20 protein-coding genes are annotated in these 25,977 nt (G+C 70.9%); 11 read left to right on the top strand and 9 right to left on the bottom strand.

Annotated features, from left to right (window positions below; genetic code table 11):
- Window positions 1-6: 6 nt before the first annotated feature.
- Entirely contained in the window at window positions 7-633 is a 627-nt protein-coding gene (locus Q9S78_RS03865; protein WP_020097890.1) for an NUDIX hydrolase family protein, read from the bottom strand.
- Window positions 634-717: 84 nt separating this feature from the next.
- Here Q9S78_RS03865 and Q9S78_RS03860 point away from each other — a divergent pair, with 84 nt between their 5' ends.
- On the top strand, window positions 718-1,377 hold the full coding sequence (locus Q9S78_RS03860) for an alpha/beta hydrolase (protein ID WP_311868947.1): 660 nt from the start codon (window positions 718-720) through the stop codon (window positions 1,375-1,377).
- Window positions 1,378-1,380: 3 nt separating this feature from the next.
- Here the strand turns inward: Q9S78_RS03860 and Q9S78_RS03855 are convergent, their stop codons facing one another.
- The gene (locus Q9S78_RS03855; RefSeq protein ID WP_311858806.1) at window positions 1,381-2,466 is read right to left on the bottom strand and encodes a PucR family transcriptional regulator; all 1,086 of its coding nucleotides are present in this window, start codon (window positions 2,464-2,466) and stop codon (window positions 1,381-1,383) included.
- 172 nt (window positions 2,467-2,638) lie between these two features.
- Between Q9S78_RS03855 and codB the strand changes: the two genes are divergently transcribed.
- From codB to Q9S78_RS03830, 5 genes are all read left to right on the top strand, one after another.
- Window positions 2,639-3,982 (top strand): cytosine permease, encoded by a 1,344-nt coding sequence (gene codB, locus Q9S78_RS03850; RefSeq protein WP_311858804.1) that lies wholly within the window; start codon window positions 2,639-2,641, stop codon window positions 3,980-3,982.
- A complete protein-coding gene (locus tag Q9S78_RS03845) occupies window positions 3,979-5,514 on the top strand; it encodes an amidohydrolase family protein (protein ID WP_311868945.1) in 1,536 nt (511 codons plus the stop codon). The genes codB and Q9S78_RS03845 overlap by 4 nt, the downstream gene beginning before the upstream one ends.
- Before the next feature lie 305 nt (window positions 5,515-5,819).
- Window positions 5,820-7,496 carry an ABC-F family ATP-binding cassette domain-containing protein gene (locus tag Q9S78_RS03840; protein WP_311868944.1) on the top strand — a complete coding sequence of 559 codons (1,677 nt, stop codon included), beginning with the start codon at window positions 5,820-5,822 and terminating at the stop codon, window positions 7,494-7,496.
- 59 nt (window positions 7,497-7,555) lie between these two features.
- Complete coding sequence (locus tag Q9S78_RS03835) at window positions 7,556-12,265, top strand: ATP-dependent helicase (RefSeq protein WP_311868941.1); 4,710 nt, start codon at window positions 7,556-7,558, stop codon at window positions 12,263-12,265.
- On the top strand, window positions 12,258-13,031 hold the full coding sequence (locus Q9S78_RS03830; protein ID WP_116228053.1) for a DNA-formamidopyrimidine glycosylase family protein: 774 nt from the start codon (window positions 12,258-12,260) through the stop codon (window positions 13,029-13,031). The genes Q9S78_RS03835 and Q9S78_RS03830 overlap by 8 nt, the downstream gene beginning before the upstream one ends.
- Before the next feature lie 12 nt (window positions 13,032-13,043).
- Here the strand turns inward: Q9S78_RS03830 and Q9S78_RS03825 are convergent, their stop codons facing one another.
- Together Q9S78_RS03825 and Q9S78_RS03820 are read right to left on the bottom strand one after the other, a co-directional pair.
- On the bottom strand, window positions 13,044-13,343 hold the full coding sequence (locus Q9S78_RS03825; RefSeq protein ID WP_231370926.1) for a putative quinol monooxygenase: 300 nt from the start codon (window positions 13,341-13,343) through the stop codon (window positions 13,044-13,046).
- Entirely contained in the window at window positions 13,343-13,990 is a 648-nt protein-coding gene (locus tag Q9S78_RS03820) for a YitT family protein (protein WP_376716534.1), read from the bottom strand. The genes Q9S78_RS03825 and Q9S78_RS03820 overlap by 1 nt, the downstream gene beginning before the upstream one ends.
- Window positions 13,991-14,104: 114 nt before the next feature.
- Here Q9S78_RS03820 and Q9S78_RS03815 point away from each other — a divergent pair, with 114 nt between their 5' ends.
- From Q9S78_RS03815 to Q9S78_RS03800, 4 genes are all read left to right on the top strand, one after another.
- Entirely contained in the window at window positions 14,105-14,512 is a 408-nt protein-coding gene (locus Q9S78_RS03815) for a UDP-3-O-(3-hydroxymyristoyl)glucosamine N-acyltransferase (RefSeq protein ID WP_018185630.1), read from the top strand.
- A 78-nt stretch (window positions 14,513-14,590) separates the two neighbouring features.
- A complete protein-coding gene (locus tag Q9S78_RS03810; RefSeq protein ID WP_311868939.1) occupies window positions 14,591-15,103 on the top strand; it encodes a thermonuclease family protein in 513 nt (170 codons plus the stop codon).
- 59 nt (window positions 15,104-15,162) lie between these two features.
- A complete protein-coding gene (locus tag Q9S78_RS03805; RefSeq protein WP_311868937.1) occupies window positions 15,163-15,897 on the top strand; it encodes a LysR family substrate-binding domain-containing protein in 735 nt (244 codons plus the stop codon).
- 42 nt (window positions 15,898-15,939) lie between these two features.
- Window positions 15,940-16,665, top strand: a complete 726-nt coding sequence (locus Q9S78_RS03800; RefSeq protein ID WP_311868936.1) for a glutamine amidotransferase-related protein — start codon at window positions 15,940-15,942, stop codon at window positions 16,663-16,665.
- 4 nt (window positions 16,666-16,669) lie between these two features.
- On the opposite strand, the gene Q9S78_RS03795 is transcribed toward Q9S78_RS03800, so the two are convergent.
- Window positions 16,670-17,491 carry a TspO-related membrane protein gene (locus tag Q9S78_RS03795; protein ID WP_512699417.1) on the bottom strand — a complete coding sequence of 274 codons (822 nt, stop codon included), beginning with the start codon at window positions 17,489-17,491 and terminating at the stop codon, window positions 16,670-16,672.
- Between the two features lie 196 nt (window positions 17,492-17,687).
- Between Q9S78_RS03795 and Q9S78_RS03790 the strand changes: the two genes are divergently transcribed.
- Window positions 17,688-19,010 carry an HNH endonuclease signature motif containing protein gene (locus Q9S78_RS03790; protein WP_311868935.1) on the top strand — a complete coding sequence of 441 codons (1,323 nt, stop codon included), beginning with the start codon at window positions 17,688-17,690 and terminating at the stop codon, window positions 19,008-19,010.
- Between the two features lie 153 nt (window positions 19,011-19,163).
- Here Q9S78_RS03790 and treZ read toward each other — a convergent pair whose 3' ends face one another.
- From treZ to Q9S78_RS03770, 4 genes are all read right to left on the bottom strand, one after another.
- On the bottom strand, window positions 19,164-20,882 hold the full coding sequence (gene treZ, locus Q9S78_RS03785) for a malto-oligosyltrehalose trehalohydrolase (RefSeq protein WP_311868933.1): 1,719 nt from the start codon (window positions 20,880-20,882) through the stop codon (window positions 19,164-19,166).
- A complete protein-coding gene (gene treY / locus Q9S78_RS03780) occupies window positions 20,879-23,227 on the bottom strand; it encodes a malto-oligosyltrehalose synthase (RefSeq protein WP_311868931.1) in 2,349 nt (782 codons plus the stop codon). Before treY ends, treZ begins: the two co-directional genes overlap by 4 nt.
- Entirely contained in the window at window positions 23,224-25,434 is a 2,211-nt protein-coding gene (glgX, locus tag Q9S78_RS03775; RefSeq protein WP_311868928.1) for a glycogen debranching protein GlgX, read from the bottom strand. Before glgX ends, treY begins: the two co-directional genes overlap by 4 nt.
- Before the next feature lie 69 nt (window positions 25,435-25,503).
- A complete protein-coding gene (locus tag Q9S78_RS03770; protein ID WP_311868926.1) occupies window positions 25,504-25,977 on the bottom strand; it encodes a glutaminase in 474 nt (157 codons plus the stop codon).

Here is a 25,977-nt window from a genome sequence, read left to right as displayed (position 1 = left end):
CGCGGGTCAGCGCAGGGCGCCGACCGAGGCGAGGGCCTGCCGCACGAGCGTCGAGCGGCCGCCCTCCATCTCGGCCGCGAGCGCGTCGGACGAGGCCTCTTCGGGCGACATCCAGGTGACCTCGAGCGCGTCCTGACGCGGCTCGCACGTTCCGGTCACGGGCACGACGAACGCGAGCGAGACGGCGTGCTGCCGGTCGTCGTGGAAGGCGCTGACACCGGGGATCGGGAAGTACTCCGCGACGGTGAACGGCGCGGGCTGCGGCGGCAGCATCGGGAACGCCATCGGTCCGAGGTCGTTCTCGAGGTGGCGGAACAGCGCGTCGCGCACGGTCTCGCCGTAGCGGACGCGGCCCGACACGATGGTGCGGGAGATCTCGCCCATCGGCGTCGCCCGCAGCAGGATGCCGACCTCGGTCACCGCGCCCATACCGTCCAGACGCACCGGGACGGCCTCGACGTAGAGCATCGGCAGCCGGCGTCGCGCCTCGGCGAGCTCGACGTCGCTCAGCCACGCGGGGTTGCCCGCGGAACCCGGACGGCCCATCGACGACCCGAGCCCGCGAAGCGGATCGCTCCCGCTTCCCTCGTCGTCACGCTCGTTCGGGTCGGGGTCGGGAGTGCGGACGGCCATGCCTCCATGTATACCCGAGCGGATGCCGCGGCGCCCCGTGTCGGACGTGTCACCCGTGTCAGGGGCCTGGGGCAGGATGGACGCATGGTGGCCGCCTCCCCGCTCGATCCCGACGCCGTCCTGTGGTCCGCGCCTGTCGAGGAGCGCGGCGATCGGCCGCTGCTGGTGCTTCTGCACGGCTACGGGTCGAACGAGGCGGACCTCTTCGGCCTCACGCCGCACCTTCCCGAGGAGTTCGTGGCGGCAGCGGTCCGCGCGCCGCTCGCCCCGCGCTTCCCGATGCCCGGGTACTCCTGGTTCACGATCGACGGCGTCGAGAGCCGCGACCACGACGAGGTGCTCGCGAGCGCCGAGGCGGTCTGGGACTGGGTCGACGAGGTGCGGGGGGATGCGGCATCCGTCGGTCTTCTCGGCTTCTCGCAGGGCGGCGTCATCGCGTTGCAGATGTTGCGGATGCGGCCGCAGGGCGCCGCCTTCGCCGTGAACCTCGCCGGCTACGCGTTCCCCGAACCTCACGCTGGTGACTCCGAGCTCGCCGAGGTGCGTCCGCCGGTGTTCTGGGGGCGCGGCGCGCGCGACGAGGTCATCCCGCCGCGTTTCGTCGACCACACGGCGCAGTGGCTGCCGGGGCACGTCGACCTCAGCGGACGCGTCTACCCCGACCTCGCGCACAGCGTGTCGGCAGAGGAGCTCGGCGACGTGCGGGTGTTCCTCGAAAAGCAGCTGGCCGCACCGAAGAGCTGAGACTCAGCTCCGCGCGGCGAGCGCGACGAGGAAGGCCGCACGACCGCGCGTGTCGAGGGGGCTCATGCCCGTGAGCGCCTCGATGCGACCGACGCGCTTTCGCACGGTGTTCACGTGGACGAACAGCTCTTCGGCGGTCGACTGCACCGAGCCGTCGTGATGGCAGAGACGCTCGAGGGTCTCGACGAGTCCGGTGCGGTGTCGCGCGTCGTAATCGACGACGGGCGCGAGCAGCCGGTCGCGGAACGGTGCGAGCTGCTCGGGCGTGAGGCGTTCGATCAGCCCGTCCCACGTCGCGAGATCCCTCGGACCGCGCGGAGCACCATGACGGGACGCGAGGGATGCCGCGGCCACCGCTTCGCGGAGCGCACCGGCGAGCGCGCCGAGCTCGGCGGGTCCGCTCCAACCGACGTCGTCACCCAGCAGGTCCGCGGGCGGCGGTCCCGGCTGGGTCGCCGGGACGATCGCGATCGAATGTCCGCCCGTCGTCCCGACGAGGGACCGCCCGCCGGGGCGGAGGACGCGTCCGCGGGCGGCGAGGATCCACACGCCGGGCACCTCGCCCAGCGCCCCCTCGAGGGGTTCGCGGAGGACGATCGAGCTCGCGTGGCCACGGCGGACCATGTCGAAGATCGCCCCCACCGACTCGCGGGCGAGTTCCTCGGCATCGTGACGCTGCTGCTCGTGCGCGATGCGGCGGGTGATCTCGAGGAAGGGGACGTCCGGGGGCACCGAGAGCACGGCGAGCCCCGCCTCGTTCGCCGCCTCGATGAGAGCCGGGGGGACGGTGGACTCCACCACACCGAGCGCGTACCCGATCGCGGCGGGGCGCGTGCGCCGCACCGACGCGACGAACGCGCGCTGCGCCGCGGCATCCCGCATCGAGATGCCTGACGTCAGCACGAGCTCGCCGCCGCGCAGGTACGGCGAGGGGTCGAGCAGATCGGTCGGGAGCCCCCACCGGACCGTGCGGTCCAGCCCCACCGGCTCGCCGACGAGGTCCACCCGCGGCTGTCCCCAGTGGATGAGGTCGGACACCCGCAGGACGTCGACGTCCGCGGAGGTGAGGCGCGGGTCGGCGGTGGGCACGCCGTCACGCTACGACCGGCCCGTTTCCCTGCGATGACACGGCGATTTCGGGCAGGTGGAGATTCCCACACCGACGGCCCCGGCCCCCTGTCACCGGGTCCACTCTTCGGGGCCGCGCAACGGTACCGAAACACGGAGCGCGTTCGATGTGACCACTCGGAAAGGAGTGTTCATGACCTCGACCACAGCGGCATCCGCCGCCCCGGAGCGCGTCGACCGCGACTACCCGCTCGGCCGCGTCCCCCAGAGCGCCCGGCAGGGATGGTTCGCCATCCTCGTCGTCGTCGCCGGCTTCATCTTCTTCACCCCCACGATGGTCACCGGCGGCCAGGTCGCCGGTGCGTTCGGCTTCGCCGCCTTCGTCGGCCTCGCCGCCGTCGCCTCGGTGGTGCTCGCCCTCTACATCGCCACGCTCGGCGCCACGAGCGCCGCGACGGGACTCTCGACGGTCCTCCTCGCCCGTCTGGCGCTCGGCCGCGTGGGCGGCAAGTGGGCCTCGATCGTCCTCGGCGGCACCCAGGTCGGCTGGTACGGAATCACGGTCGGAATCTTCGCCGACCTGCTCGCCTCGGCGATGGGATGGGATGTCTCGTGGCCGCTGGCGATCTTCGGCGGCCTGCTGATGGCCACCACCGCGTACTGGGGCTTCAAGGGCATCGAGATCCTGTCATGGGTCTCGGTCCCCCTCATGTTCGCGCTCTGCATCTGGATCACCGTCGTCTCCGTCGACGAGGTGGGCGGGTGGACCGAGATGTTCGCGACGACCGGTGACGGCTCGCTCTCGCCGGGTCTGGCCCTCACGATGATGATCGGCACGTTCATCTCCGGCGGCACCCAGGTGGGCAACTGGACCCGTTTCGCGAAGAGCCCGCGCACGGCGTTCCTCATCTGCCTCGGCGTCCTCCTCGTCATCGAGACGGCCATGCTCGTCTTCGGGGGCATCGGCGCGATCGCGTTCGGCGAATCCGACTTCACCGCCCTGTTGTTCACCATGGGGCTCGCTCTCATGGGCGTGCTGCTCCTGACCTTCAACCTCTGGACCACGAACGACAACACCGCGTACGCCTTCGGCGTCGCGGGCGCCGAGCTCGCGAACCGCAACGACAAGAGGCCGTTCATCGTGATCGGCGTGATCGTCGGCATCGCCCTCGCCGTCACCGGTGTCGCGAACGCGCTGACCGGATTCCTCGTCACCCTCGGCACCGTCATCCCTCCGCTGGGCGGCGTCATCATCGGCACCTACCTCTTCGTCTGGCGTCGCCGCGACCCCGGCACCGATGTGACCCGTGTGGGCGCGTTCGTCTGGCCCGGTGTCATCGCCTACCTGCTCGGTACGGCGGCCGCCGCGTTCGGCGCGTTCACCGGCATCGGCAGCCCCGCCGTGCAGGGGATCATCGTGGCGATCGTCGCCGCGCCCGTCTGCCACGCCCTCGCGCGCCGCTCCGGGACCACACCAACGGATGCCGGGCGCCCGGACGAGGCATCCGCCCCCACCGCGAGCGAGGTCGACGCATGACCGGCACGCTCATCCGCGGCGCCCAGGTCATCACGATGGACCCCGCGACGGGCTCAACCCCGGTCGCACGCGACCTTCGGATCGAGGACGGCGTGTTCACCGAGATCGGCTTCGAGCTCGAGGCACGTCCCGGGGACGAGGTGATCGACGCCGCGGGGCTGCTGGTCACCCCCGGCTTCGTGAACGCCCACACGCATTCGTGGGAGTACCTCTACAAGGGTCGTTACGACAACATGCCCCTCGAGCTCTGGATGCTCTACGCGTATCCGATCCTGGGCGGGACGCCGACGAGTCCCGACATCGTGCGCCTGCGGACCCTCATGTTCGCGATGGAGTCGATGAAGAACGGCGTCACGACCCTCGTCGACGATGTGCTCGAGACCCCGGGCCAGGACCTCGACCAGCTCGCCGCCGTCGCGGGGGCGTACGAGAGCATCGGCATCCGGGCCAACGTGTCGGGGCACGTCATCAACCGCCCCTTCGTGGACACGCTCCCCTTCGTGACCGACTGGCTGCCGGACGACCTCGTCCGGCAGGTGCGGGCGCAGCCGGTGCTGACAGCGGACGGATACCTCGATTACTCGCGGACCGCGTTCGAGCGCCACCACGGGACGGCGGGAGGTCGAATCCGCTACATGTTGGCCCCCTCCGGTCCGCAGCGATGCACGGACGACCTGCTCGTCGGCGCCACCGAGCTGGCAGCGGAGTTCGACGCCGAGGTGCACATCCACGTCCTCGAGACGAAGACCCAGGCGGTGACGGGCGACGAGCTCGACGGCGGTCAGACCCTCGTCGAGCACCTCGACGGGATCGGCGCGATGAGCGAGCGGACGACGTTCGCCCACGGCATCTGGGTGACCGACGACGACATCGAGCGCATCGCGCGGCGTGGGACGTCCGTCTCGCACAACGCGATCTCGAACCTGAAGCTCGGCTCGGGCGTGCTGCCCTGGCGGCGGTACCACGACGCCGGCGTGAACCTCGGTCTCGGCACCGACGGCTGCTCCTCGAGCGATACCCCGCGGCTCATCGAGGTCATGAAGACCGCGGCCCTCCTGCACAAGGTGACCGAGCCCGACATCGCCCGCTGGTCGACCGTCGACGAGGTCCTCCGCGCCGCGACGATCGGCGGTGCGCGAAGCGCCGTCCTCGACCGGTCCGTCGGCTCGATCGAAGTCGGCAAGCGCGCGGACCTCGTGATGTTCGACACCGAGACGCTCGCCTTCCTGCCGACGAACAAGCTCGAGAACCACCTCGTCTACAGCGAGAACGGCTCCTCCATCGTCCGCGTGATGGTCGACGGGGTCACCACCGTCGAGAACGGCCGGCTCACGCTCGTCGACGAGGACGCTGTGATCGCGGCGTTCCGCGCCGAGATGCCCGGCATCCGCGAGGAACAGGACCGTCTCGATCGCGTGAACGACGCGTTCGCCCCGGCCTTCTCGCGCATGTACGAGGAGGCAGCCGGTCGTCCGACCGCCGTCAACCGGTGGACGGGCGATGAGCGGACCTGGGTGCGCCAGAGCGTGTGACCCCGTACCGGTGAGCGGATGCCGGCCTCTGGCATCCGCTCACCGACGTGGCTAGCATGGTGGACGTCCTGTCCCGAGTGTGAGGAAGAGCCGTTGAAGGTTGTCGACGCGATCGCGCTGTGATCCCGCGCTGACCCGTCGACCCTCCCCGAGGACGATTCGACGGTCCGCCCGGTGATCTATTCACCGACCGGCGCGGACCGTCATCCTTCGACCGCAGCACATCGTGCTGCCCGGCCGCACCGAGCGCTGCGGACCGGTCCGTCGACGCAGACGTCCGCGCACCCCTCACAGGGAGGCGCCTCATGCCCACCACACTCACCTCCGCGGTCACCCTCGACCGCGTCACCTTCGCCTGGCCCGACGGCACCGCCCTGCTCAGCGAGGTCACCGGAGCCTTCGGCGGCGGCCGCACCGGCCTCGTCGGCCGGAACGGGTCCGGCAAGTCCACGCTGCTGAAACTGATCGCCGGGACCCTCGCACCGGCATTCGGCTCGATCACCACAGCGGGGCGGGTCGACCTGCTGCCGCAACAGCTGACGCTCGACACCGGACGCCGCGTCGCGGACCTGCTCGGGATCGGCGAGGTCCTGGGCGCCGTGCGGGCGATCGAGCACGGCGACGTCGACGAGCGCCACTTCGACACGGTCGGCGACGACTGGGACGTCGAGGCGCGGGCGACCGCTGCCCTCGCCGAGGTCGGGCTGCCGAAAGGCGCCCTCGACCGAGCGATCGGTGAGCTCTCGGGCGGCGAGGCGGTCCTGGCGGCCCTCGTCGGCGTCCGGCTCCGCGGGGCCGAGATCGCCCTGCTCGACGAGCCGACGAACAACCTCGACCGCGACGCGCGAGCCCGCGTGCACGATCTCGTGCGGACCTGGCGCGGCACGCTCATCGTGGTGAGCCACGACACGGCGCTGCTCGAGGAGCTCGACGACACCGCCGAGCTCTACGGCTCGGAGCTGTCGGTGTTCGGCGGACCGTACTCAGCCTGGAAGGCGTGGCTCGACACCGAGCAGTCCGCCGCCGCCCAGGCCGAGACGACGGCCCGGCAGGTACTGAAGCGGGAGAAGCGAGACAGGCAGCAGATCGAATCGGCGATCGCCACGCGCGATGCGCACGGCAAGAAGCTCGCCGCGCGGAAGGCGGCACCGAAGATCGTGCTGGGCGCCATGAAACGCTCCGCGCAGGTGACGGCGGGCAAGCTCCGCGTCGAGGCGAACGAGAAGGTGGATGCCGCGCGTGCCGCGGTCGACACCGCCGGGCGTCGCGTGCGCGACGACGACACGGTCCGCATCGACCTGCCCGATCCGGACGTCGGCACGGGCCGCCGCATCGCGACGATCGGCGACGGCGAGCGCTCCTGGATCATCCAGGGACCGGAGCGGGTGGCGCTCATCGGGCCGAACGGCGCGGGCAAGACGACGCTGCTCGAACGGCTCGTCGCGTCGGCCGGGGCGGCGCCTCATGTGCCGAGTGCAGGTTCAGCTGACGGCGGCGGGCCGAAACCGGGGTCGGATGCCGCATCCACCCTGCACTCGGCACCGTCGGACGCCCGCGCCGAGGCGCACACCGACCGGATCGGCTACCTGTCGCAGCGGGTGGACGGGCTCGAGGAGGATGCCGCGGTGCTGGCGAACATCCGCGCCGCGGCACCCGGCGTCGGTGACGTCGAGCTGAGGAACCGCCTCGCTCGGTTCCTCATCCGCGGCGATACGGTGCACCGGCCCGTGTCGGCGCTCTCGGGCGGCGAGCGGTTCCGGGTGGCTCTGGCGCGTCTGCTGCTCGCCGACCCGCCGCCGCACCTGCTGGTGCTCGACGAGCCGACGAACAACCTCGACCTCGACACGGTCGACCAGCTCGTCGAGGCTCTGTCGGCCTACCGGGGAGCGGTCCTCGTCGTCAGTCACGACGACGCGTTCCTCAGCCGGGTCGGCGCCGACCTGACGCTGGAACTCCGGGAGGGTCGGATGACGGAGGTCTGACGACCGGGCCGGGGCGCAAGCCCCGGCCCGGTGTCGGTGGTCCGCGCGATGATGGAACCATGGCGGAAGTCCTCGAGCGGTTCAGCCCTGCGACGCAGGACTGGTTCCGCAGCGCCTTCCACGCGCCCACGGCTGCGCAGGCCGGCGCCTGGCAGGCGATCTCCGCCGGCAAGCACGCGCTCGTGGTCGCCCCGACCGGCTCGGGCAAGACGCTGTCGGCGTTCCTCTGGGCGCTCGACCGCATCTTCCGCGACCGTGTGGCCGAGAAGCCCGCGGCCGACGACGAGAAGCCCGCCCGAGGCAGGAAGAAGCGGGCGGATGCCGCGCCTCCCCGCACGCGCGTCCTCTACGTCTCGCCGCTCAAGGCGCTCGGCGTCGACGTCGAGCGCAACCTCCGCTCCCCGCTGGTGGGCATCGGGCAGTCGGCCCGTCGTCTCGGCATGCCCGCGCCCGATGTGACCGTGGGTGTCCGCTCCGGCGACACGCCTTCCGGGGACCGTCGGCGCCTGCTCGCCGACCCGCCGGACATCCTCATCACGACGCCCGAGTCGCTGTATCTGATGCTGACCTCGCAGGCAGCCGAGACGCTTCGCGGCATCCACACCGTCATCGTCGACGAGGTCCACGCCGTCGCGGCGACCAAGCGCGGCGCCCACCTCGCCGTGAGCCTCGAACGCCTCGACGCCCTGCTCGAGACCCCGGCGCAGCGCATCGGCCTCTCGGCGACGGTCCGCCCGATCGATGAGGTGGCCCGGTTCCTCGGCGGAGCGGCTCCGGTCGACATCGTGGCACCCAAGGCGACGAAGGCCTTCGATCTGTCCGTCGTCGTGCCGATCGACGACCTCACGAACCCGCCGCCCCCACCCGGTGCACCCGAGGAGGAGGCGCCGGTCGCCGTCGATCCGGACGACGACGGGGATGGGGATGGGGGCAATTGGTACACGCCGCCGCAGTCGTCGGAGATGGCCGGATCGGTCTGGCCGCACGTCGAGGAGGCGATCGTCGACCGCATCCTCGCCCACCGGTCCACCATCGTCTTCTCGAACTCGCGCCGCCTCGCGGAGCGCCTGACGGGACGACTCAACGAGATCTACGCCGAGCGGGTCGGCATCGACGTGCCGGATCCGACCGTGCCAGCCGCCGTGATGGCGCAGGCGGGCGCGTCAGCCGGGGTCGAGGCGATCCTCGCGAAGGCGCACCACGGCTCGGTGTCGAAGGAGCAGCGCGCGCAGGTCGAGGACGAGCTGAAGTCCGGGGCGCTCCGCTGCGTCGTCGCGACGAGCAGCCTCGAGCTCGGCATCGACATGGGCGCCGTCGACCTCGTGATCCAGGTCGAGGCGCCGCCCTCGGCGGCATCCGGTCTGCAGCGCGTCGGTCGCGCCGGTCACCAGGTCGGCGAGGTCAGCCGCGCCGCGCTCTTCCCCAAGCACCGCGGCGACGTGCTGCACACGGCCGTCGTGACCGAGCGGATGCTGGCGGGGCAGATCGAGGCGATCTCGGTGCCGCAGAATCCGCTCGACATCCTCGCCCAGCACACGATCGCCGCCTCCGCCGTGGCCGTGCTCGACGTCGAGGGCTGGTTCGAGACCGTCAAACGCTCGGCCCCGTTCCGCTCCCTCCCCCGCTCGGCCTACGAAGCGACACTCGACCTGCTCGCCGGCCGCTACCCGTCCGATGCCTTCGCCGAACTGCGTCCCCGCGTCGTCTGGGATCGGGATGCCGGGACCATCACCGGCCGGCCGGGTGCGCAGCGCATCGCGGTCACCAGCGGCGGCACGATCCCCGACCGGGGACTGTTCGGCGTCTTCATCTCGGGTGAGGCGCGCAACGCCCGTGTCGGCGAGCTCGACGAGGAGATGGTCTACGAGTCCCGCGTGGGTGACGTGTTCACCCTCGGCACGACGAGTTGGCGCATCGTCGAGATCACCCACGACCGGGTGAACGTCCTCCCCGCCTACGGGCAACCGGGCAAGCTTCCGTTCTGGCACGGCGACGGTCTCGGTAGACCCGCCGAGCTCGGCGAGGCCCTCGGCAAGTTCTCCCGCGAGCTCTCGACGGCGAAGCCCGAGAAGGCGATCGCGCGGCTGCGGGAATCCGGCCTCGACGACAACGCGATCGGCAACCTGCTCGCCTACATCGGCGAGCAGCGCGAGGCGACGGGCAGCCTTCCGACCGACAAGACCCTGACCGTCGAACGCTCCCGCGACGAAGTCGGCGACTGGCGCGTCATCCTGCATTCCCCGTACGGCATGCACGTGCACGCACCGTGGGCGCTGGCCGTCAACGCGCGGATCCGCGAGCGTCTCGGCGTCGAGGGTGCCGCGGTCGCGAGCGACGACGGGATCATCGCCCGCGTGCCCGACACGGATGCCGAGCCGCCCGGAGCCGAGCTGTTCGTCTTCGACGCGGACGAACTCGAACAACTCGTCACCTCGGAGGTCGGCGGGTCCGCACTGTTCGCCTCGCGGTTCCGCGAATGCGCGGCTCGGGCACTCCTGCTCCCCCGCCTCAACCCGAACAAGCGATCGCCCCTGTGGCAACAGCGCCAGCGTTCCGCGCAACTGCTCGAGGTCGCCAAGGAGCACCCGACCTTCCCGATCATCCTCGAGACCCTCCGCGAGGTCCTGCAGGACGTCTACGACCTCCCGGCCCTGCTGCGGATCGCACGGAGCATCGCGGACCGCCGCATCCGTCTCGTCGAGACGACGACGAGCTCTCCGTCGCCGTACGCGCGCGACCTGCTGTTCGGATATGTCGGCGCGTTCATGTACGAGGGCGACTCGCCCCTCGCCGAGCGCCGAGCGGCAGCGCTGTCGGTCGATCCTGCCCTGCTGAGCGAGCTGCTCGGCAAGATCGAGATGCGCGAGCTGCTCGACCCCGGCGTCATCGAACAGTACGAACGCGAACTCCAGCGACTCGACCCGACGAGGCGCGTACGCGGCGTCGAGGGCGTCGCCGACCTCCTGCGGCTGCTCGGTCCGCTCTCGGTAGCCGAGGTGGCAGAACGCCTCGAGGGCGCGGCGACGGACCCGGACGCGCCCGCTCTAGCAGCGACCGAAACCGATTCCGCGGCTCTGCTCGACGAACTCGTCGACACCCGCCGCGCCATCCGCGTCACGTTCGGCGGCGTCGCGCGCGTCGCCGGCATCGAGGATGCGGGCCGCCTGCGCGACGCCCTCGGCGCGGCACTGCCCGTCGGCATCCCGACGGCCTTCCTCGAACCCGTCGCCGATCCGCTCGCCGACCTCGTCGCGCGGTACGCCCGCACGCACGGACCGTTCCGGACCTCCGACGTCGCGACGCGCCTCGGCGTGGGCGGCGCCGTCGCCCGTCAGACACTGCAGCGGCTCGAAGCGCAGGGCCGGCTCGCGAGCGGGTTCTTCCTGCCCGCGGACTCCGCACACCCGGACGACCTCGAGTGGTGCGACAGCGAGGTGCTGCGCCGCATCCGGATGCGTTCGCTCGCCGCGATCCGCGGCAGCGTCGAACCCGTCGAGCCCGAGGCGCTGGGGCGTTTCCTGCCCGTCTGGCAGCACCTGACGCGTCCGCTCGAAGGGGTCGACGGGGTGCTCGCCGTGGTCGAGCAGCTCGCCGGTGTCCCGCTCCCGGCAAGCGCGTGGGAATCACTCATCCTGCCGTCGCGCGTGCGGAATTACTCCCCCGCCCTGCTCGACGAACTGACGGCGACCGGCGAGGTGCTCTGGTCGGGTCACGGTTCTCTGCCCGGACGCGACGGCTGGATCGCGCTGCACCCCGCGGATGCCGCGACGCTCACGCTGCAGATCCCCGAAGACGAGGTGACGCCGTTCGAGCAGTCGCTCCTCGACGCGCTCGGCGCCGGCGGCGCTTACTTCGCCGGTCAGCTGGTCGGCATGGTCGAGGCGCCGAACGAGCAGTCCGTCATCGACGCGCTCTGGAACCTGACCTGGTCGGGGCGCGTCACGAACGACACGTTCGCGCCCGTCCGAGGGCTCCTCGCCGGCGGATCGCAAGCGCACCGGGTGACGCGGCGGACACCCCGCACCCGCATGTTCCGCGGGACGCCGATCGCCGCCGCGGCGCGGCCCGCACCGCAGCGCCCGGCCATGGTCGGCGGCCGCTGGTCGCTGCTGCCCGTCCCCGATGACGATGCGACCCTGCGGGCGACCGCGACGGCGGGCATGCTCCTCGAGCGCTACGGCGTCGTCACCCGCGGCTCGGTCCAGGCCGAGGGGGTCCCGGGCGGCTTCGCGCAGGTGTACCGGATCCTGGCGGGATTCGAGGATGCCGGGCACTGCCGGCGCGGCTACTTCGTCGAGAAGCTGGGGGCCGCCCAGTTCGCGACCTCGGCGACCGTCGACCGGCTCCGCGAGTTCGCGTCGGTGCCCGAGCCCGCACCGCTCACCGCGCGGACGCTCGCCGCCACCGATCCTGCCAACCCCTACGGCGCGGCGCTGAACTGGCCGTCGATCGAGGGAGTGAACCACCGCCCCGGCCGCAAAGCCGGCGGACTGGTCGTGCTGGTCGACGGCACCCTCGTGCTCTACCTCGAGCGCGGCGGGCGCACCGCGCTCGCCTTCACCGACGACGAGGACGTCCTGGTCGCCGCCGCGCGCAGCCTTGTCGAGACCTCGCGCGCCCGTGGCCTCGACACCCTCACGATCGAGCAGGTGAGCGGTGCGTTCGTTTACACGACCGCCGCCGGCCGCGCCCTCCGCGACGCCGGTTTCGTCGAGTCGCCCAAGGGCCTCACCCTGCGGCGCGGCTCACGGGAGCCTCAGCGTGCCTGAGGGCGACACCGTCTTCCGTGCCGCGCGGAAGCTGCACGAGGCGCTCGCGGGCCACGAGGTCACGCGATTCGAGGTGCGTGTGCCGCGGAGCGCCACGGTCGACCTGCGCGGTGAGACGGTGCGCGAGGTCGTGCCGCGCGGCAAGCACCTGCTCATGCGCATCGGGGCGCAGACCCTGCACTCCCACCTCAAGATGGAGGGCCGCTGGCACGTCTACAGGCCGGGCCAGAAGTGGCGCGCCCCCGCGTTCCAGGCCCGCGCGATCGTCGGCACGAGACCCGCGGATGCCGTCGGCTTCGAGCTCGCGATGGTCGAGGTCCTGCCGACCGCCGAGGAGGACCGCGTGGTCGGGCACCTCGGGCCCGATCCGCTCTCCGCCGACTGGGACGCGGCGCAGGCGGTGGCGAACGTCGCAGCCGACGAGCGTGCGATCCACGTGGCGCTCCTCGATCAGCGGAACGTCGCCGGGTTCGGCAACGAGTACGCGAACGAGCTGCTGTTCGTGCGCGGCGTCCGTCCCACCGCACTCGCGACGGAGGTCGACGTCGCGGGTCTCATCGACACGGGTGTGCGGATGATCCGCGCGAACCGGGATCGACAGGGGCGCACGTTCACGGGCGACAACCGCCCGGGGAAGCAGACGTGGGTCTACGGACGCGGCGGCAAGCCGTGCCGACGCTGCGGCACGCTCATCGAGGGATCGGAGCTCGGGGCGCGTGCGACGAGCGAGCGGATCGTGTTCTGGTGCCCCGTCTGCCAGCCGTGACCGGCCGACCGGTCATTCGTCCGGCGTGAGTCCCTCGACGCGGTAACGGCGTTCGATCCCCGCCGTCGCGCGACCCCATTCGCTGTCCGCGGCGCGTCGCTGGTGCTCCCGGAACGTGGACGCATCGGTCCAGAGCTCCTCGACCGACCACGCACGACCGCCGCCGAGCGGTGTGATCTCGAACAGCAGGCAGCCGTCCTCGGCCCGCGTGCGCTCGATGTGCGCGTCGAGGTGGCGCCGCACGGCATCCGCTTCGTCCTTCGTCGCGCAGATCATCCTGCCCGACAGGCGTACTCCTCCGATGTCGACCATCAGTGACCGATGTACCGGCCGGGCCGGTGGTTCAGAGCGAGGACGAGGTTCAGCACGACGGCCCCCGCCGCGCTGAGCAGAACGAACTGCCAGGGGACGACCAGGAGGGCGAGCAGGATGACGAGGACATCGAAGACCATCATGGTCCACCCCACGCGGATTCCGGTCGCATCCTGGATCACGAGGGCGACGACGTTGATCCCACCGAGGCTCGCGCCGTGCCGGAAGACGATCAGCAGGCCGATCCCGGCGAGGAGGTTGCCGGCGATGGTCCCGAAGATCGGGTCGATCCTGTCGATGAGGAACAGCTGCTCGATGAGGACGGAGAACCCGGAGACCGCCCCGATGCACACCAGGGTGCGGAGGGCGAAGTTCCATCCGCGCTTCCAGACCGCCAGGACGCCGAAGGGCAGGTTGACGACGGCGAACAGTGCCGCGAACGGCCAGTCGAGCGCATAGTTCAGCAGCAGGGACAGGCCCGCGGTGCCGCCGGTGACGGCCATGCTCATGTGCAGCAGGAACAATCCCAGGGAAACGGTGAACGTTCCGGTCGCGAGTCCGACGATGTCGTCGAGCCAGGTGTGCGGAGCGGCCTTCTCCTCGAAGACGAGCGACGGGCCCGTCTCGGGGGCGGCGGGGTCGGCCATCTCTTCGTGCGCTGTCACCGAATCAGGTTACCCAGCCGCGGTCAACCCCGTGATTTCGGTTGCCATTCGGGAATGAAATGCCCTGTGGGACGTTGTATCCGTCAAGGAGGACCCGTGGGCAAGAACTACATCGACATCGAGAACGACCGAGGCGAGACGCTGCGCTACCGCAAGCACGCCAACGGACGTGGCTTGATCGCGAACGGAGCCAAGGTGCACCCGAGCGCGATCGTCGAAGCAGGAAGCTACGTCGAACCCGGGGCGCAGATCGCCGCAGGCGCCCGCATCGGACGCGGAGTGTGGATCGAACCGGAGGCCGTCATCGGCCCGAACGCAGAGATCGCACCCCACGCGCACATCGGACCCGGAGCAGCCATCGGTGCCGGCGCGAAGATCGGCGTCCGCTGCTTCGTCGGCGCCGGAGCGCGCGTCGCACCGGAGTCCCTCATCGGCGACGACGAGAGCATCCCCGAAGGCGAGCGCGTCGCGACCGACCGTCGTGGTCTCCGCCTGGCGGCCTGACCCCCCCCACACGTCTGCAAGGCCCGATCCCTCTCCAGGGGTCGGGCCTTCGTCTGTGGCTGGGGTTAGCCTCGGCGCATGACCACCCCGCGCCGCTCGACCCGCGCCGTCGTCGCGGGGTTCGTCGGTGCGCTCCTGCTGGCGGGGATCTGGGTCGCGGCATCCGCTCTGCGCGGGTCGACGGGTGAGGGGATGCCGGCGGGAGCCGACGTGATCACGGTGCAGCGCGTGGTCGACGGCGACACCCTCGTGACTGCGGACGGTACTCGAGTCCGTCTGATCGGCATCGACGCTCCCGAGGCGCATCCCGAACCGGAATGCGGAGCGGATGCCGCGACCGCCCGGCTGCGTGACCTCGCACCCGAGGGCGCCCGCCTCCGGGCCGTCGCCGACCGGGAGGACCTCGACCGGTACGACCGCGAACTCCGCTACCTGTGGACCGCGGACGGGACGTTCGTCAACGAGGCGCTCGTGGCGGAGGGCCACGCTGCGACGCTCCGCATCGCACCGAACACCCGCTACGCGAAGCGGTTCGCCGCTGCCGAGTCCGCCGCTCGGGCCGAGGGCGCCGGACGATGGGGCACCTGCTGAGCCGCGGCGTCCCCGTGGCATCCCGAAGCGTCCCGAGGCGCGCGGCTACGCTGGCAGGCATGGCGACACGCGGCGGACCCCAGCGCAAGGGCGGCCGTCCGACGCCGGGGAAGGGCCGCGCGGGGGGCGCCAAACCGACTCCGAAGCCCACGCCGAAGCGGAAGCCGGCCCCCGCACCGGCCGCGCCGGTACCCGCACCGCCGTCCGGCCCGTTCCGCCTCGGCGCGATCCCGGGGGCGACGCCGGGCAAGTGGATCGACATCTGGAAGACCCGGATGCCGCGCAACCCGCTCGAGCTCGTCCCCCTCACGGTCGCGGAGCAACACGCGGCGTTCGCGCGGGGCGATGTGGATGCGGCGATCGTCCGGCTGCCGATCGACCGCGACGGTCTGAACGTCATCCCGCTCTACGAGGAGACGACGGTCGTGGTGTGCGCTACCGACTCCGCTCTGACGGCGGCGGACGAGCTGACCGCGGAAGACCTTCTCGGCGAGGTCCGCATCGTGCCGGGCGACGACGTCCTGTCCTTCGATGTCGCGGGGACCGCGGAGCCGCGATTCGCGGCGCCGGCCACGACGGGCGAGGCGGTCGAGATCGTGGCCACCGGCGTCGCGATCGTCCTCGTGCCCATGTCGCTCGCCCGACTGCACCACCGCAAGGACGTGACGTTCCGGCCGCTCGCGGAGGCCCCGGCATCCGCCGTCGCACTCGCCTGGCCCGCCGAGGGGGCGACCGAGCTGGTCGACACATTCGTGGGGATCGTCCGGGGGCGCACCTCGAACTCCTCGCGCTGACGCACGGCGTTCGGCCCCGGACCGGGCATTTAGACTCGAGGAATGGCTCCGCTCGTCTATCTGTGCGTTCGCCCGCAGGTGGATGCCGCGGACGGCGAGTACGCGTCGTTCCACCAGGCGATGAGCGTCGGCGAGTCCGGCCTCGAGCGCTGGAACCTCGTCGACGACGACCTGCCCGCCGACGCGTTCGAACGCTGGCGCGGCTTCGTGGTCGGCGGCAGCCCGTTCAACACGACGGATGCCGACGACACCAAGTCCGCGGAGCAGGTGCGGATCGAGGCGGGGCTGCAGGCCGTGGCCCGGACTGCCGTGGCGGGGCGGACGACCGCGCTGTTCACGTGCTTCGGGATCGGTGTCGCCTCACGCGCCCTCGGCGGCGAGGTAACGCGGGAGTACCCGGAGGGGACGGGGCCCACCGGCATCCGTCTCACTGATGCGGGTCGGCAGGATCTCCTGTTCGGCGGGCTGGAGGCCGAGTTCACCGCCCTGACGGCGCACAAGGAGGCCATCGAGCGGCTGCCCGAGGGCGCCGTGCTCCTCGCGACGAACGACGAGTGCCCCGTGCAGGCGTTCCGGATCGGCGACCGGCTGTACGCGACGCAGTTCCACCCCGAGCCGACCGGCGTCGCGTTCACCGAGCGGATGACGATCTACCGCAACCACGGCTACTTCGACGCGGACGAGTACGACACCGTCGCCGCGGTCGTGCTCGCGGCCGATCTCGACGAGCCGCAGCGGCTGCTGCGCCGATTCGCCGAGATCTTCTGACCGCTCAGCTGCGCGCGAGCGAGAGTTCCCCGCGACGTCCGCGTGCCCAGAGCACGAGAGGGACGATCACGACGATCGCGGCGGCGATCCACGCCGTGATCGCGATCGGGGTGGACTGAGGTTCGGTCGCGAACCGGCCGATGCCGATCCACAGCAGTCCCCACGCCGAAGCGAGCGCCGGTGCGAGGCGTCCGCCGGTGCGGATCGCGCTCGCGGCGGCGATCAGGACGACCACGATGATGACGGCGATCCCCCACGCGGTGGCGGCGTCGCCCCACGACGTCGGCGCGACCTCAGCGGTCAGCCAGGCGGTCGTGTTCGCGACGGTGGCGAGCGTGACCCAGCCCAGGTGCAGTCCGACGGTGACGTCGGTGAAGAACGTCTCGGCGAACGTGCGCGGCGGATTGAGCACCAGGATGCGGATGGTCCAGCCCAGCGCGACGAGCAGGGCGACGATCGTCAGGACGGTGACGAGGAGCGTCGTGTACTGGGCGGCCAGCAGCCAGAGCCCGTTGAGGACGGCCGTGAGGGCGATCGGGTAGCCGACCTTGCGCTGGCGGTCACTGCCGCGCTGCGACGGGAGTGCCTGCCAGATCGTGTACGCGATCATGAACAGGTAGATGACGCTCCAGATCGAGAAGGCCTGGGCCGCGGGAGCGAGCACCGTGGAGGTCGCCGAGAGCGCGCCGTTCTGCAGGTCCTGAACCGGAGTCCCGCCGAGGACGCCGGCCCCGAACAGGGCGGCGATCAGCATGAACGTCACCGCCGAGATCACGACGATCTGGCGGGTGAGATCCGACGAACGGGATGCGGTGGGGCTCATCATGCCGTCACGGTACGTCCCCGTGGCGCGCGGCGGCGACCTCTTGACAGGCTTCGAGCGGGGCTTGAGGGGGGTGAAGGTCGGGTGCGTCGGGTGTCGATTAGCGAGTGAGAGGTTCCTCATTTTGGATCTGTTCGCGGCGCCTGAGTTCCGCAGTTTTCGGGGTCTCGATGTCGGAGGCTGGTGCGATAGTTCAGGTATGACAGAAGCGATGGAAACCCCTGGTGGCGATGCGTATCTCGCCGCCATTGCGGGCATCGTTGCGGACGTCGAGGACGTGGAGCGGCGGATGGCCGCGGTGCAGATCGCGCAGCTCCGTACGCTCGCTGCTGCGGGCCGACTGGCGGAGGAACAGGGCGCGCCCCCGAACGCGAAAGTGACCCTGCACGACATGGTGCTGCGGTCGATCGCCGCAGAGATCGGCGGAGCGATGCGCACGACCGACCGCACGGTGCAGCGTCGGATCGGGGAGGCTCGGATGACGATCGAAGGATTCCCGGCGGCCGTGGCCGCGTGGGAAGCCGGGCGGATCGTGCAGGGTCACGTGAGGGCGATCGTCGACGCGGGGGTGAACCTGCCGGCACAGTTGTGGGCGGAGTTCGAGAAGGTCGCGATCGAACGCTGCGAAGGTGAGACGCCGAACCGGGTTCGAGGTGAACTCGAGATCCTCGCGCACCGGATGCACCCGCGGTCGTTCGCGGAACGACACGAGGAAGCTGCGGCGAGGCGGTGCGTCCGGTTGGTCCCGGGACGGGATGGGATGTCAGATTTGATCGCGACCCTGCCGACCGTGATTGCGGAGGGGATCCACGACCGGCTCACCCAGCAGGCGCGGGCGATCGTCGACACCCGGGCGGAGCGCGCTGGCGCCGAGAAGGCCGACGTTGTGGCGACGGACGCGCGCTCGACCGATCAGGTCCGCGCGGACGTGTTCGCGGATTTGCTCCTCGCGGGAACGCCGGCGTTGGATGACACGCGCGATACGACGGCCGGGCCGCTCAGCGCGATCCGCGCACGCGTGCAAGTGCTCCTACCCGCGGCGACACTGACCGGTGTCGACGATGGCCCGTGCGACCTGACCGGCCGCTCGCCCATCGACCCGGCGACCGCCCGCACACTCGCCGGTGCGACGCACGTGTGGGAGCGCCTGTTTCACGACCCCACCACCGGAGTCACCGTCGCCACAGACTCCTACCGTGTCCCGTCCGGGATGCGACGGTTCCTGCAAGCCCGGGATCAGCACTGCCGGTTTCCGGGATGCCGGGTCGCCGCGATCCGGTGCGAGGTCGACCACACGCACGACCACGCCCTCGGCGGCAAGACGGAACTGTCCAACCTCGCGCATCTCTGCCAGAGGCACCATTCGATGAAGCAGTTCACCGCGTGGCGGGTCCGACTACTGAGGGGTGGAGTCCTGGAATGGACCTCACCCCTCGGCAGGATCTACCGCGAAGACGCACCCACACCGGCCGTCGCCTTCACCCCTGCCGCCACACATCCCGGAGACCCGGCACCCTTCTGACCCGACACAGGCCTGAACCGGGGCCGATCCTGCGCGCGCTGCGCCACGCAGAACACCGCGCCACAGCCCCAGCCGATGAGCGACCCCCGGCATCCCACTTCCCCTGTCGCGGACGGCGAGCGCGCACGGCGCGTCGCGACAGGGGAACGTGGACTACGCCCCGACGACGACCGCGGACTCCGGGGCCACGACAAGCCGCTCGCCGGCCGACGTCGGCTCGACGGACGCGATCCAGACGTCGCCGCCGGCGACCTCCCACGGCTCGGACGACAGGTTCACGAGAACCCGCGCCGCGCCGCGGTGCAGAACGTACCGGGGACCCGTCGAGGTGGTCTGCACCGCGGCATCCCGCCCACCGGGACCCGGGTGGGTCAGCTCGGGCCGCGAGCGCCGCAGATCGGCCAACTGCCGGTAGAGATCCAGCAGCCGCGCGTGATCGCCCTGCGACACCTCGGACCAGTCCAGCTTCGACCGCTCGAACGTCGCGGGGTCGTTGGGGTGCGGCACGATGCTCTCGTCCCAGCCCATCTTCACGAACTCCGCGATCCGGCCCTTCGCCGTCGCCTCGGCGAGTTCCGGCTCGGGGTGCGAGGTGAAGAACTGCCACGGCGTCGACGCACCCCACTCCTCGCCCATGAACAGCATCGGCGTCCCGGGCGCGGTCAGCGTCAGCACGGCGGCGACCGCGAGCCGATCGGCCGACAGCGTCGCCGTCAACCGGTCTCCCGCCGCGCGGTTGCCGATCTGATCGTGATCCTGCGCGTACGTCACGAGGCGCCAGGATGCCGACTCGTCGGGCACGGGCTTGCCGTGATCCCGCTCGCGGAACGACGAGTAGGTGCCGTTGTGGAAGAAGCCCTCCGTCCACACCTTCGGCAGCGCCTCGGGGTCGGCGAAGTCCTCGTAGTAGCCGACCGCCTCGCCGGTCAGTGCGACGTGCACGGCGTGATGCCAGTCATCCGACCACTGCGCCGTCAGGCCGTACCCGCCGGCCTCGCGCGGCAGGAACATCACCGGATCGTTCAGGTCGCTCTCGGCGATCAGCGTGAGCGGCCGCCCGACGTGCGCGCTCAGCGCGTCGGTCCGCTCCGCGATCTCCTGCAGGATGTGCACCGGCTGCTCCCCGGACTCGTGCAGCGCGTGCACGGCGTCCAGCCGCAGACCGTCGACGTGGAAGTCCCGCATCCACATCAGCGCGTTGTCGACGATGAACGACCGCACGGCCGCCTCGTCGAGGTTGAGGCTGTCGCCCCACGTGTTCCGCGACCCGTCGCGCAGGTACGGACCGTACTCGGGCAGGTAGTTCCCGCTCGGCCCCAGGTGGTTGTAGACGACGTCCTGGATCACCGCGAGGCCCGCCGCGTGCGCGGCATCCACGAAGCGCTGATACGCGGCCGGACCGCCGTACGTCTCCTGCACGGCGTACCAGAGCACGCCGTCGTAGCCCCAGTTGTGGGTGCCGTTGAAGGCGTTCACCGGCAGCAGCTCGATGTGCGTCACGCCGATGTCGATCAGGTGGCCGAACCGGGCGATCGCGGCATCCAGCGTCCCTTCGGGCGTGAACGTCCCGAGATGCAGCTCGTAGATCAGCCCGCCGGCAAGCTGCCGGCCGGTCCACGCCTCATCCGTCCACGGGAAGGATGCCGGGTCCACCCACGCCGACGCGTCGTGGACGCCTCGCGGCTGCCGCCGCGACCGCGGGTCGGGACGGAGGTCGCCGCCGTCACCGAGGACGAAGCCGTACTCGTCGCCGTCCGCCAGCGCGACGTCGGTGCGCCACCAGCCGTCACCGGCGGCGGTCAGCGCGACGTCGTCCGCATCGGGGCGGCGCAGCCGCACCCGCTCGACGCGCGGAGCCCAGACCTCGATCACGATGCGTCCCCTTCGATGACGTCCGCCGGCGCGAGCAGCGCGACGGGGTAGGTGTCCAGCAGGTCGGCGAGCCGCAGACGACCGCCCTCGAACCGGCGCCCGGTCAGCACGTCGACCGTCGGGCCGACGTGCGTCATCACCTCGGTGTCGCCCCAGCCGCCGCGAGCGGCGAGCCCGGCCGGCAACCGCGTCGCCACCGCCACGACGCCGCCGCGGTCGAAGGCGACCGCGTGGTCTGCGGCCTCCCCCGCGACCGTCATCGGCGTGTACCGCGTGAACAGCTCCGGATGGTCGCGCTTCAGCCGCAGGGCACGCGACACCACGAGCAGCTTCGCCGCGCCCGACGTGTCGACCGGCGGCATCCACCCCTCGTCGAGACGTGCGAGCAGGCGCCGGCGTTCCGCGAAGTCGACCTCGCGACGGTTGTCGGGGTCGACGAGCGAGTGGTCCCACAGCTCGGTGCCCTGGTAAACGTCCGGGACGCCCGGGCCGGCCAACTGCAGCAGCTTCAGCGAGAGCGAGTTCGACCGGCCGAGCGGCGTGATCTCGTCCACGAAGCCCTCGACGATCGCCCGCGCATCGCCGAAGGCGGCATCGACGAGGTCGTGCATCTTCTCTTCGAAGGCCTCATCAGGGTCCGACCAGGTCGTGCTGTTCCCCGCTTCGCGCGACGCCTTCTCGGCGTACGCGTGCAGGCGCTCTCGCGATGCGGGCCACGCGCCGACGATCGCCTGCCACAGCAGGTTGTCGAACGGGCCGTCACCGGTCGAGGCGACCTGGCGCAGCTGGCCGAGGACCTCGGCCCACCGCTCCGGCATCTCGGCCAGCACGGACAGGCGCGTCCGGACGTCCTCGCTGCGCTTCGTGTCGTGCGTCGACAGCGACGTCATCGCCGCCGGCCACGAAGCCTGACGACGAGCGGATGCCGCATGGAACCCGTCGACGTCGACCGCGAACTCGGTCGGGTCGCCGCCCACCTCGGTGAGCGTGCCGAGCCGGGTCCAGCGGTAGAACGTCGTGTCCTCGACGCCCTTCGCCATGACGGGACCGGTCGACTGCATGAACCGCCTCGTGAACTCGCTGTCGGGGCCGGCCGTCAGGCGCGCCGCGATCGTCTCGAACGCGTCGCCCAGCTCGGGACGGCGCGACGAGGCCAGCGCGACCGCCTCATCGACCTCTTCGACGCCGGCGGGAAGGTAGGCGCGGTACACCGGGAACGCCGCGAGCAGCTCGGCGAGCGCGTCGAGCCACTGCTCGTCGGACGCGCCGTTCCGCTCACCGGCGGGGACGAGCGCCGCGAGCCGGAGCACCTCGGCGTGCAAGCCGTCGGTCGCCCACGCGAGCTTGGCCTCGTGCATCATGTCGGCGTAGTCGGCTGCCGCACCGTCTCGCAGCTGCGTGTCGAGCAAGGTGAGGCCCTGCTCGCCGGACGGGTCGACGAGCACGCGGTCGAGGACCGCCATCGCGTCGTATCCGGTCGTGCCCTCGGTCGCCCACCACGACGGCAGGTCCTCGCCGTGCTCGAGGATCTTCTCCACCAGCACGTACGCGCCATCCGTGGCATCCGCCAACAGGTCGAGGTACCCGCCCGGGTCGGCGAGGCCGTCCGGGTGGTCGACCCGCAGACCGTCGGCGAGACCCTCGTCGATCCAGCGCACGATCTCGACGTGGCTCGCGTCGAACACGGCCGGGTCCTCGACGCGGACGCCCGCGAGCGTCGTCACGGCGAAGAAGCGACGGTAGTTGAGTTCCGCGTCACCGCGGCGCCAGAACAGCAGCTCGTAGTGCTGCGCCGCGAGGACGTCGCGGACGTCCCCCTCGCCGGTGCCGTCCGCGAGCGGGAACTCGTGGTCGAAGTACCGGACGACGCCCGCCTCGGCGTCGATCGTGATCTCGCCCGCCTCGACGGCGGCATCGAGCTCCGACCCGAGCACGGGCAGCCGCAGCCGTCCGCCGAGCGCCCAGTTCACGTCGAACGCCGCCGCGTGGGGCGACGCCTGTCCCTGGCGCAGGACGTCCCACCACCACGGGTTCTGCCGCGGATCCGCGACGCCCTGGTGGTTCGGAACGATGTCGATCAGGATGCCGAGCCCCGCCGCGCGCGCCGCGGCGGCAAACCGCGACAGCCCCTCGGGGCCGCCGCGCTCGGGGTCGACGACCGTCGGGTCCACGACGTCGTAGCCGTGGTCCGATCCGCTCGTCGCGGCCAGGATCGGCGACAGGTAGGCCCAGTCCACACCGAGGTCACGCAGGTAGTCGGTCAGCTCGGCTGCGGCATCCAGATCGAATCCGGCCCGGATCTGCAGCCGATAGGTGGACAGCGGAGCCTTCTGAACGTCGGTCATGAGTGCGGAAGCTCGCTCTGCTGCGACTGCGCGGGGACGTCGATCGCCCCGGTCATCGCGGAAAGGGACGCGGCCACCGATGAATCGACTTCGACCGTCTCCTGCTCGTGGTCGCGCAGGACGACGAGCGCCCGACCTCCGACCGTGACCGTGCCGCCGGGGTCGACGATCGGGATCTCGTCCACGCCGCCGGCGGTGTCGACGATGACCTCCCAGCGCGGGCTGGCGGTCGCCGTGGGGATGGTGAAGTCGATCGCCTGGTCGCTCGCGTTGAAGAACACGAAGAAGTGGCGGTCGTGGATCTCCTCGCCGCGGCGGTCGCGCTCGCGGATGCCGTCACCGTTGAGGAAGACGCCCACGGCGCGGCCGAAGCCAGAATCCCAATCCTCGGGCTGCATCGCCGAACCGTCCGGACGGATCCACGCGATGTCGGGGAGCGGTGCTCCCTCCTCGCGCCGCACCGGACGCCCGTCGAAGAACCGCCGCCGCCGGAACGTCGGGTGGTCGCGGCGCAGTCGCGCGAGCACCGAGGTGAACTCGATGAGGGGCTGGTCGATCGCCGTCCAGTCGATCCAGGTGAGCTCGTTGTCCTGCGCGTAGCCGTTGTTGTTGCCGTGCTGCGAGCGACCGAGCTCGTCGCCATGGGAGATCATCGGCACGCCCTGGCTCAGCAGCATCGTCGCGAGGAAGTTGCGCTGCTGACGTGCGCGCACCCGCAGGATGTCGGGGTCGTCCGTGGGGCCTTCGACGCCGTGGTTGTACGAACGGTTGTGCGATTCGCCGTCGTTGTTGTCCTCACCGTTGGCCTCGTTGTGCTTCTCGTTGTACGAGACGAGGTCGCGCAGGGTGAACCCGTCGTGAGCGGTGACGAAGTTGATGGATGCCACCGGCCACCGGCCGTCCTGCTCGTAGAGGTCGGCGGACCCGGTGAGGCGCAGCGCGAACTCGCCGAGCGTCGACGGCTCGCCGCGCCAGAAGTCGCGGACCGTGTCGCGGTACTTGCCGTTCCACTCCGTCCACTGCGGCGGGAAGTTGCCGACCTGGTAGCCGCCCGGGCCGATGTCCCACGGCTCGGCGATCAGCTTCACCTGACTGACGATCGGGTCCTGCTGCACGAGCTCGAAGAACGCCGACAGCCGGTCGACGTCGTAGAACTCGCGTGCCAGGGTCGAGGCGAGGTCGAAGCGGAAGCCGTCGACGTGCATCTCGAGCACCCAGTAGCGGAGCGAATCCATGATGAGCTGCAGCGTGTGCGGGTTGCCGACGTTGAGGCTGTTGCCCGTCCCGGTGTAGTCCGTGTAGTACCGCTTGTCGTCGTCCTCGAGCCGGTAGTAGGCGAGGTTGTCGATGCCGCGCATCGAGAGCGTCGGACCCATGTGGTTGCCCTCGGCGGTGTGGTTGTACACGACGTCGAGGATGACCTCGATGCCCGCGGCGTGGAGCGCGCGCACCATCGCCTTGAACTCCTGCACCTGCTGGCCGACGCCGCCCGCAGCCGAGTAGGTGTTCTGCGGCGCGAAGAAGGCGATCGTGTTGTAACCCCAGTAGTTGGAGAGGTCCTTCTCCTGGAGCGTCGAGTCGTTCACGAACTGGTGCACCGGCATGAGCTCGAGCGCCGTGACGCCGATCTTCTTGAGGTGCTCGATGATCACCGGATGCGCGATGGCACTGTAGGTGCCGCGGATGTCCTCGGGGATGTCGGGGTGCGTCATCGTGAGGCCCTTCACATGGGCTTCGTAGATCACGCTCTCGGCGTACGGCGTCTTCGGCTGGCGGTCACCCTGCCAGTCGAAGTACGGGTTGACGACGACGCCCTTCATCATGGCCGCGGCGGAGTCGTCGTCGTTGGTCGAGTCGGGGTCGCCGAACGTGTAGCTGAAGACGGACTGGTCCCATTCGACCTGACCGTCCACGGCCTTCGCGTACGGGTCGAGGAGAAGCTTGTTCGGGTTGAACCGCTGACCGTTCTCGGGGTCGTAGGGCCCGTGCACGCGGTAGCCGTAGCGCTGCCCCGGCTGCACCGACGGCAGGTAGGCGTGCCAGACGAACGCGTCGACGTCGATGAGTTCGACGCGCGTCTCCTCGCCGCTCTCGTCGAACAGGCAGAGCTCGACCTTCTCGGCGCACTCGCTGAACAGGGCGAAGTTCGTCCCATTACCGTCGAAGGTCGCTCCCAGAGGGTAAGCGGAACCGGGCCAAACCTGCATGCGGACTCCTGTGATAGGTGGAATGCCACAGTACCCAGGCAGTATTTCCGACCCCGGGCCCTTGACAGGTCAGCGCAGGGACAGCATGTCTGCCAGATAGTCCGCGAGCGGCCTCGGCGGACCGGTGTGGCTCCACGCGATGTGCGGCACGCCGCCCTGCAGCGACAGGATGCCGGAGCCCTCGCCGCGGTCGACGGCGGCGGCATCCATCTCGGTCCACCCCAGGTGGAGTACCTCGCCCTCGGCGAACCCGCCCCGGAACGCGGCCGCGGCCCGCTCCGACCGCGCGCGCTGCGCCTCGGCGGTGTACCCGCGGATCGCGTCGTGCCGCGCGCGCAGCACCTCGCCGGTCGCGAAGACGCGGTCCTCGCCGATCAGCAGCGCCCCGATGTGCCAGGCATCCGTCACCGGGACGATCCGCGGGGCCCGTCCGATGCCCAGGATGCGGCGGTTCGCCACCCACTCCCCCAGCCGCTCCCGCGGCGACCCTTCGAGGCGCTCGCGCGCCGCCTGCAGCAGACCGCCGGTCGTGTGCGCCGCCAC

The sequence above is a fragment of the Microbacterium aquilitoris genome, assembly GCF_031932285.1.
In the GTDB taxonomy this organism is placed as follows: Bacteria; Actinomycetota; Actinomycetes; order Actinomycetales; family Microbacteriaceae; genus Microbacterium; species Microbacterium aquilitoris.
The sequence above is the reverse complement of the archived record's forward strand: the minus strand, read 5'-3'. Positions and strand labels throughout refer to the sequence as shown.

Coding starts and splice junctions, on each gene's coding strand:
- Q9S78_RS03865 (WP_020097890.1), bottom strand. CDS start 633: ATGGCCGTCCGCACTCCCGACCCCGACCCGAACGAGCGTGACGACGAG.
- Q9S78_RS03860 (WP_311868947.1), top strand. CDS start 718: ATGGTGGCCGCCTCCCCGCTCGATCCCGACGCCGTCCTGTGGTCCGCG.
- codB (WP_311858804.1), top strand. CDS start 2,639: ATGACCTCGACCACAGCGGCATCCGCCGCCCCGGAGCGCGTCGACCGC.
- Q9S78_RS03845 (WP_311868945.1), top strand. CDS start 3,979: ATGACCGGCACGCTCATCCGCGGCGCCCAGGTCATCACGATGGACCCC.
- Q9S78_RS03840 (WP_311868944.1), top strand. CDS start 5,820: ATGCCCACCACACTCACCTCCGCGGTCACCCTCGACCGCGTCACCTTC.
- Q9S78_RS03835 (WP_311868941.1), top strand. CDS start 7,556: ATGGCGGAAGTCCTCGAGCGGTTCAGCCCTGCGACGCAGGACTGGTTC.
- Q9S78_RS03825 (WP_231370926.1), bottom strand. CDS start 13,343: ATGGTCGACATCGGAGGAGTACGCCTGTCGGGCAGGATGATCTGCGCG.
- Q9S78_RS03820 (WP_376716534.1), bottom strand. CDS start 13,990: ATGGCCGACCCCGCCGCCCCCGAGACGGGCCCGTCGCTCGTCTTCGAG.
- Q9S78_RS03810 (WP_311868939.1), top strand. CDS start 14,591: ATGACCACCCCGCGCCGCTCGACCCGCGCCGTCGTCGCGGGGTTCGTC.
- Q9S78_RS03805 (WP_311868937.1), top strand. CDS start 15,163: ATGGCGACACGCGGCGGACCCCAGCGCAAGGGCGGCCGTCCGACGCCG.
- Q9S78_RS03800 (WP_311868936.1), top strand. CDS start 15,940: ATGGCTCCGCTCGTCTATCTGTGCGTTCGCCCGCAGGTGGATGCCGCG.
- Q9S78_RS03795 (WP_512699417.1), bottom strand. CDS start 17,491: ATGATGAGCCCCACCGCATCCCGTTCGTCGGATCTCACCCGCCAGATC.
- Q9S78_RS03790 (WP_311868935.1), top strand. CDS start 17,688: ATGACAGAAGCGATGGAAACCCCTGGTGGCGATGCGTATCTCGCCGCC.
- treY (WP_311868931.1), bottom strand. CDS start 23,227: ATGACCGACGTTCAGAAGGCTCCGCTGTCCACCTATCGGCTGCAGATC.
- glgX (WP_311868928.1), bottom strand. CDS start 25,434: ATGCAGGTTTGGCCCGGTTCCGCTTACCCTCTGGGAGCGACCTTCGAC.